Source organism: Streptomyces sp. T39 (assembly GCF_008042045.1).
In the GTDB taxonomy this organism is placed as follows: Bacteria; Actinomycetota; Actinomycetes; order Streptomycetales; family Streptomycetaceae; genus Streptomyces.
The window spans coordinates 1-4661 of sequence record NZ_RDBP01000052.1 but is presented as its reverse complement, the minus strand read 5'-3'; the positions used below and the strand labels follow the sequence as shown (position 1 = coordinate 4661).

3 protein-coding genes and 1 pseudogene are annotated in these 4661 nt (G+C 71.4%); 2 read left to right on the top strand and 2 right to left on the bottom strand.

Annotated elements, in window-relative coordinates; genetic code table 11:
• The first annotated feature begins 216 nt into the window (after nucleotides 1-216).
• Entirely contained in the window at nucleotides 217-1869 is a 1653-nt protein-coding gene (locus EAO77_RS31725; protein ID WP_187283505.1) for an MDR family MFS transporter, read from the top strand.
• 113 nt (nucleotides 1870-1982) lie between these two features.
• On the opposite strand, the gene EAO77_RS31720 is transcribed toward EAO77_RS31725, so the two are convergent.
• Entirely contained in the window at nucleotides 1983-3704 is a 1722-nt protein-coding gene (locus tag EAO77_RS31720; RefSeq protein WP_147991784.1) for an acyl-CoA dehydrogenase family protein, read from the bottom strand.
• Between the two features lie 88 nt (nucleotides 3705-3792).
• The gene (locus EAO77_RS31715) at nucleotides 3793-4386 is read right to left on the bottom strand and encodes a PadR family transcriptional regulator (protein WP_147991783.1); all 594 of its coding nucleotides are present in this window, start codon (nucleotides 4384-4386) and stop codon (nucleotides 3793-3795) included.
• A gap of 196 nt (nucleotides 4387-4582) precedes the next feature.
• Here EAO77_RS31715 and EAO77_RS40600 point away from each other — a divergent pair.
• Nucleotides 4583-4661, top strand: a pseudogene (locus EAO77_RS40600) (PadR family transcriptional regulator); the annotation flags it as partial.

Below are 4661 nucleotides of genomic sequence, written 5' to 3'. Positions count from 1 at the left end.
GACCACCCCCGCGGGACCCCCTGTCCTCCTCGGACCCCCCGGTCGGCCTCGGCCGCCTCGGACCGAGGCCCGGTGGGCGGCCCTGCGGCCCCGGGAGCCGGTGGTTGCCTCAAGCATTCACCCGCGCCCCGGACACCCCTGACCGACAGCCACCGACCGATCGAGAGAGATGTCGTGACCGCAACACCGGTGCCCGCCGAGGCGCCACCCACGTCCATGACCGAACGCCAGATACTCCAGGCCATGTCGGGCCTGATGGCCGGCATGTTCGTCGCCATCCTGGCCGGCACGGTGGTGGCCAACGCGCTGCCCCGGATCATCGCCGACCTGGGGGCCAGCCAGTCGGCCTACACCTGGGTCGTCGTCTCCGAACTGCTCGCCATGACGGCCACCGTGCCGCTCTGGGGCAAACTGTCGGACCTGTACAACAAGAAGCTGCTGCTCCAGCTCTCCCTCGGCATGTTCGTCGTCGGGTCCCTGCTGGCCGGCTTCTCCCACGGCGTCGGTCTGCTGATCTTCAGCCGCGTCGTCCAGGGCATCGGCGCCGGCGGTCTGACCGCCCTGGCGCAGGTCGTCATGGCCGCCGTGATCCCGCCCCGCCGGCTCGGCAAGTACGCCGGCATCTTCGGCGCCGTCTTCGCCGTGGGCACCGTGGCCGGGCCGCTGATCGGCGGTGTCATGGTGGACACCTCGTGGCTCGGCTGGCGCTGGTGCTTCTTCATCGGTGTGCCGTTCGCGCTGCTGGCCATCGTGCTGCTCCAGCGCACGCTGAAGCTGCCCACCGTCCGCCGCCGCGACGCGAAGATCGACTACCTGGGCGCGTTCCTGCTGGTCGCCGGTGTCTGCGCGCTGCTGATCTGGGTGTCGCTGGCCGGCAACAGCTTCGACTGGGCCTCCTGGCAGACCGCCGTGCTCACCGGCGGCGGTGTGCTGCTGCTGGCCGCCGCGGTCTACGTCGAGTCCCGGGTACCGGAACCGATCATCCCGCTCACGATCTTCCGCAACCGCACCGTCACCCTCACCACCGTCGCGAGCCTGCTGGTCGGCGTGGCCATGTTCGGCGGCACGGTCTTCCTGTCCCAGTACTTCCAGGTGTCCCTCGGCAAGTCGCCGACCGTGGCGGGCCTGATGAGCCTTCCGATGATCCTGGGCCTGCTGGTCTCCTCCACGATCGCCGGGCAGATCATCAGCGCGACCGGCAGGTGGAAGGTGTACCTGGTCGCCGGCGCGGTCGTGATGACCGCCGGTCTCGCCCTGCTCTCCACCATCGACGCCGGCACCGGCTTCGGGCTGCTGAGCCTGTACATGGCCGTGCTCGGCATCGGCGTCGGTCTGCTGATGCAGAACCTCGTGCTGGCCGCGCAGAACGACGTCCCCGCGGCGGAGCTCGGGGCGGCGACCTCCGTGCTCTCGTTCTTCCGCAGCATGGGCGGGACCGTCGGCACCAGCGTGCTCGGCGCGATCCTGGCCAACCGGGTCGCCAGCGAGATGACCAAGGGCTTCGAGGAGAGCGGGACGGCCACCGCGGGCGGCGGGGCCGCCGGCCACGGCAGCGTCCCGAACGTGCAGACCCTGCCCGAGCCGGTGCGCGCCGTCGTGGAGCACGCATACGGCGTGGCCACCGCGGACCTGTTCCTGGTCGCGACGCCGTTCGCGCTGCTGGCACTGGTCGCGGTGGTGTTCATCAAGGAGAAGCCGCTGAAGACGACGAGCGGCATGGAGCGCCTCGCGGAGGAGGAGGCGGCCGCCGGTGCCTCCGTCGCGGGACCGTCCGAGGGTGCCTCCGTCGCGGTCCCGGCGGCCGCCGGCACCGAGCCGCGGGAGGCCGGAGCGGGCTCCGGGGACACCGGGGCCGCCCGGCTCGGCTGATCCGGACCGGACCACGCGCCGGGTGCCTCTCCTGCCGGCAGGAGAGGCACCCGGCGCCGTCGTTCCCCGCCCCGCCGCCTGCGCGAGCGGCACCCCGGGCGGTCAGGAAGCCGCTACGGCGCCATCTCGTACGTGCCCGAGAGCGACTCGACCCGCGCCCAGACGCGCGCCGAGCGGGCCTCGTCGACGACCGGGCGGCGGACCGCGCCGAGTGCCCAGGTCTGCTGCGCCTCGGTGGCGGAGTCCTTGCCGTGCAGTTCGACGGCGTACGCCGAGAAGTCGCGGACCAGCACGGCGAACAGCTCGTCGAGCACGTCCTCGTCGGTGCCCGTCGCGCTCGCCTGCTCCAGGACGAGCTGCCCGTGGACCACCAGGGCGAACAGCTGGCCCACGGCCAGCAGCAGGTCGAGGTCCCTGCTCTGCTCCTCGCCGGGGGCGGCCGTGCGGACGAACTCGCACAGGGCGTCCGCCTGCTCGCGGAAGCGGGCCACGTTGGGCAGGTGCTTGTGGGCGTCGAAGGCGGGGCGCCAGTCGTGGAACCGGACGGACCCCAGGCCGCGGGCGGGCCCCTGGCGGAAGAGGAAGCCGTCGTCGGCGGCGTCGTGGCGGGTCGGCACCGGGGGGAACTCCGCGGGGTCCAGCAGGTGGTTGCGCAGGAACTTGAGGATCAGCGCCAGGTTGACGTGGACCGTGCCCTCCAGCTTCGGCAGGCCGCGGATCTCGACGGCGGCCTGGCCGAAGTAGGTGTCCTTCTCGAAGCCCTTGGCGGCGATGACGTCCCAGAGGAGGTCGACGACCTTCTCGCCCTCGGTCGTCACCTTCATCTTCGTCATCGGGTTGAAGAGCAGGTAGCGCCGGTCGTCCGGTCCCGCCGTGCGGAAGTAGTCCACGGCGCGGTCGCTGAAGAGCTTCATGCCGGCGAGTCGCACATAGGCGTCCGTCAGCTCGCGCCGCACGTGCGGGAAGGCGGTGACGGGGCGGCCGTAGAGGATCCGGTTGTGGGCGTGGGTGACCGCCTCGTACATCGCGTGCTCGCAGATGCCGATGGAGGCGGTGCAGAGGTTGAACTTGCCGACGTTGACCGTGTTCAGCGCGGCGTCGAAGGCGGCGCGCCCGGTGTGCAGCACGTCCTCGGGGGCGACCGGGTAGTCCTCCAGGCGGAACTCGCTCACGTACTTGGAGGAGTCGACGACGTTCTTGACCAGGTGATAGGCGTCGTGCCGGCTGTCGGCGGCGAAGAAGACGTAGCCGTCGGGGCCCTCCACGTCGGTGCGGCGGCCGAAGACCGACACCAGTCCGGCCTTGTTGCCGTTGCCGATGTAGTACTTGGCGCCGTTCGCCCGGAAGCCGCCGTCGCCGTCGGGCTCCAGCAGCATGTCGGTCGAGTAGATGTCGGCCCCGTGGGCCTTCTCCGACAGTCCGAAGGCGAACACCTCGCCCTGGGAGAGCAGTTCGGCCGCGCGGGTACGGGCGGCGGCGTTGTCGCTCTGCCAGACCGGTCCCAGACCGAGGACGGTGACCTGCCACGCGTACCAGTAGTCGAGGCCGTAGAAGCCGAGGATCTCGTTGAGGGCGGCGATCCTGGCGGTGTCCCAGCGCTTGTCCGGGTCGCCGGATGCCTCGGACCCGGGGGTGAGGAAGGTCGCGAACAGTCCTTCGCGGGCCGCGAAGGCGAGGAAGTCGCCCAGCCATGCGCGGGTGCGGTAGTCCTCGATCAGACGCCTCTTGCCGCGGCTCTCGAACCAGTCGACCGTCGCGCGCAGCAGCCTGCGGGTCTCCGGATCGAAGTGGGCCGGGTCGTAGGTGCGGGGGTTGAACAGCAGGGGGTCGCTCATGGGTGCGGGCGCCTTCCGGACGGAGTCGGTCGTGGTCGGGGAACGTCGGGGAGAGTCGGGGGGAGAGTCGAGGGGGTGCCGGCGCACCTCAGCCGCGGGGCCCGAGCCGGCGCAGGGTGTCCAGGACGTCGTCGAGCCAGCCGACCATCATCCGTTCGTAGGCGATGCCGCCGCGCAGCACGGCGTGCTGGAGTTCCCGGCCGGGGTCCGGTGCCGCAGCGCCGGGATCGTCCGCCGCAGCGCCGGGACTGTCGTCCGGGGCGGCGGGCGGGAAGTCGCGTGCCTGACCCGCGAGATAGTGGGCGAGCTGGTCCTCGTGCATCCGGCGGTGGCGTTCGACCTCGCCGATCAGGCCGGCCGGGTCGTCGAACGCGGCGCCCCGGATCTTGACGGCGATCTCGTGGCGCACGCTCTCGGGCTCGATCGGCGCGTGCAGCCAGGCCGCGAGGGCCGACCGGCCGGCCGGCGACACCGAGTACTCCTTCTTGTCCGGCCGCCCCTGCTGCGGCACGTCCAGCACGTCGACCCAGCCGTCCGCGGTCATGCGCTTGAGGACGCGGTAGATCTGCTGGTGGGTGGCGGTCCAGAAGTAGCCGATGGACCGCTCGAAGCGCCGGGCCAGCTCATAGCCGGAACCCGGCTTCTCCAGCAGGGAGACGAGGATCGCGTGCTCGAGCGCCATGCCGCGATCCTGCTATGCAACTCGTTGCATAGACAAGCCCGGTCCCGGCCCTGAGACACGCTTCACACGCCGACGCCCCGCCACGGCGGCCGGGGCACGGGGTGCGCCGGGCGTGGCGGGGCGTCGGCGTGTGAAGCGTGTCTCAGGGCCGGGACCGGGCTTGTCTATGCAACGAGTTGCATAGCAGGATCGCGGCATGGCGCTCGAGCACGCGATCCTCGTCTCCCTGCTGGAGAAGCCGGGTTCCGGCTATGAGCTGGCCCGGCGCTTCGAGC

Bases quoted from the DNA above. Each gene is read 5' to 3' on its own strand.
- EAO77_RS31715 (WP_147991783.1), bottom strand. From the start codon at position 4,386: ATGGCGCTCGAGCACGCGATCCTCGTCTCCCTGCTGGAGAAGCCGGGT.
- EAO77_RS31725 (WP_187283505.1), top strand. From the start codon at position 217: ATGACCGAACGCCAGATACTCCAGGCCATGTCGGGCCTGATGGCCGGC.
- EAO77_RS31720 (WP_147991784.1), bottom strand. From the start codon at position 3,704: ATGAGCGACCCCCTGCTGTTCAACCCCCGCACCTACGACCCGGCCCAC.